Source organism: Limosilactobacillus panis DSM 6035, from assembly GCF_001435935.1.
GTDB classification, from domain to species: domain Bacteria; phylum Bacillota; class Bacilli; order Lactobacillales; family Lactobacillaceae; genus Limosilactobacillus; species Limosilactobacillus panis.
Map to the genome: position 1 here is coordinate 1 of NZ_AZGM01000074.1, position 2,415 is coordinate 2,415.

3 protein-coding genes are annotated in these 2,415 nt (G+C 42.4%); 2 read left to right on the plus strand and 1 reads right to left on the minus strand.

Features of this window, described 5'->3' with window-relative positions:
• Positions 1-46: 46 nt before the first annotated feature.
• Positions 47-613 (minus strand): glycosyltransferase family 2 protein, encoded by a 567-nt coding sequence (locus tag FD32_RS05240; RefSeq protein WP_082126086.1) that lies wholly within the window; start codon positions 611-613, stop codon positions 47-49.
• Positions 614-794: 181 nt separating this feature from the next.
• Between FD32_RS05240 and FD32_RS05245 the strand changes: the two genes are divergently transcribed.
• Both FD32_RS05245 and FD32_RS10495 read left to right on the plus strand, forming a co-directional pair.
• Positions 795-2,015, plus strand: a complete 1,221-nt coding sequence (locus FD32_RS05245) for an LCP family protein (RefSeq protein ID WP_420323862.1) — start codon at positions 795-797, stop codon at positions 2,013-2,015.
• The gene (locus FD32_RS10495) at positions 2,005-2,145 is read left to right on the plus strand and encodes a hypothetical protein (protein ID WP_420804890.1); all 141 of its coding nucleotides are present in this window, start codon (positions 2,005-2,007) and stop codon (positions 2,143-2,145) included. The genes FD32_RS05245 and FD32_RS10495 overlap by 11 nt, the downstream gene beginning before the upstream one ends.
• Positions 2,146-2,415 lie beyond the last annotated feature (270 nt).

Below are 2,415 nucleotides of genomic sequence, written 5' to 3' on the forward strand. Positions count from 1 at the left end.
AGCCCTGAACCACAATGATTTCATTGCAATTCAGGGCTTTCAAGTTTCAGTTAATTAAAATATGCCCTGTGATACCAAGGGATCGGTCTGTCTTCATACTTTCAAGTTTCAGTAACTCCACTTTCATTAGCCGATAGGGGGCATTAGAATCGGGGATTTTTACACCATAGTAAAATCGCAAAATCATGAGTAATGTCTTTTCGACCATTATCCGTTGTATACCATCTTGACGATGTACACGATTTCCAATAACAGCATCGTATTTTTTCCTTAACTGCCAAAACTGTTCAAATTCAGCTGGATTAGTTTGATTGTCAGAGTCAGTTTGAAAAACATAGTCAGCATTATTTTTTATCGCATAACGATAGCCATACAATACAGCTGAACCATGGCCCCCATTTGCTTTTGTAAGTCCTTCCAAAAGAGGATACTGCTTTTCCGCTTCTTTAATTAATTCATATGTATTATCTTTACTACCATCATTAATGATTACTAATCGTGAATGGCCATCTCCGCTATGACGTTCAATTACCGGATACCAGTCTTTAATTAGCCTGGCAATATTAGCCGCTTCATTATATGCTGGAATAATAATATACATTTCTTCAGACATCATATACTCCTTTTAACTATCAACCTGTTTAATTGTAACAGGGCAATTTTAACTTATTGCTTCCAGAAATACAATTTAAAATTAGTTACAGAAAGTTTAAAGCTATCTTATTAACGTTGAACAATCACCCGCTTTTTTGCTATATTAGTAACGTTAGAAATAAAATCGAGGTACTTTTGCTATGGACAATAACAACAACGAACGCGAGTCGCGTGAAGAATACCGAAAAAGACTAGAGGAGCAAATTTATAAGAACGCTCACGATGAGGAAACGACTGAGCGTCCCCACCATGAATTCCATCATTATCATAAAAAGCCACGAGTGGACCGACCAACCCCACCGCCAGTGCCGGAAAAGCACCACTTCCACACACCAAAGTGGATGAAGGCCCTAATCTGGCTACTAATTATCCTGGTTGTCGGTGGTGGCTTCTACGAATATCACAAGGTTCATAAGATGGCCACCGGGGTTTTCAGTGATGGTAACGGTAAAATCAGTAAGAAACTCCAACAAGGAAAACCAGTCTCGGTTCTAGCCATGGGGACTGATGTTGGTGCCCTTCACCGGGGTAACGCTGGTGGGAATACCGACTCAATCGAACTCTTCACTATTAACCCCAAGACACAACGGATTACCATGACAAGTATCCCGCGTGATACCCTAGTTCGTGTCAACACCGATGACGGTGCGGATTACGTCAAAATTAATGCCGCCTACTCTATTGGAGGGCCAAAGCAGACAGTTAAGCAGGTCAGCGAATTACTTGACGTGCCAATTGACTATTACGCCGTTATCAACATGGGGGTCCTCAAGAAGGTAGTTAACTCCCTTGGCGGTGTCGAGGTTGATAACCCGTTCGCCTTTACCTACGAAGGCCACCACTTTAAGAAGGGTAAACAACACCTGAATGGTAATGAGGCCTTAAAGTACTCACGGATGCGGTACCAAGATCCAAATAACGATTACGGCCGACAAAAGCGGCAGCAACAAATCTTGTCCAGCGTCATCAAGAAGTTTAAGAAATCCGGATCCATTAGTTCTGCCAACAAGATCATGGATGCGGTTGGGGATGGTGTTAAGACCAATATTCCAATCGATGACATTGCAACCTTGTATGGTAACTATCACAGTGCCATGAACAATGTCACGACCTACCACTTCCAAGGCCAAAACGCCATGATTGACGGGGCTTCTTTCCAAATTGCTAGTCCAAAGGAGATCAACCGGGTTTCTAAGTTGGTTCGTAAGGAGCTTGGCCTCAAACCAAAGAAAGTGGTTAACCATGAAACAAAGATGTACAAGTCACAGCCAAACTACAACGGCTATAATAAGACTGACTTCATCCTGCCAGGTGGTGCCTCTTACAATGATCCCGGTAGCGGTAATGGTAGTGACAACTAGCAGTAGTCGTCACCAGTCCCAATCCTCCTCAGATGAAGATGATGAAAATAATTCATCGTCACAAACCAGTCCACGTTCTTCATACGAAACCGGGTACTATCGTTCACCGCAAACCCGTTACGGTTACTAAATTGACATACTAAAAGGTTCATTCAGCCAACGGCTGAGTGAACCTTTTTTGTTACCTCTTATTAAGTTTTCTAAGCCTTTTTGACGAGTTGGCCATCCTTAATCATGAAACCAGTATTAACCTGGTCATCAGCTACTAATTCAGCTGTCGGGTTACCATCCTTAGCTTCCGTAAAACGCACGTAAAGCTGAAGACCTTCGTTAGTCTTCTTATCAACTGAAACTTGAAAGCACGAAAACTAGCCGGAGCTGCGTCAGCTTCGGCTTTTCT

Excerpts from the sequence above, each read along its gene's own strand:
- FD32_RS05240 (WP_082126086.1), bottom strand. The coding sequence starts at position 613 with ATGTCTGAAGAAATGTATATTATTATTCCAGCATATAATGAAGCGGCT.
- FD32_RS05245 (WP_420323862.1), top strand. The coding sequence starts at position 795 with ATGGACAATAACAACAACGAACGCGAGTCGCGTGAAGAATACCGAAAA.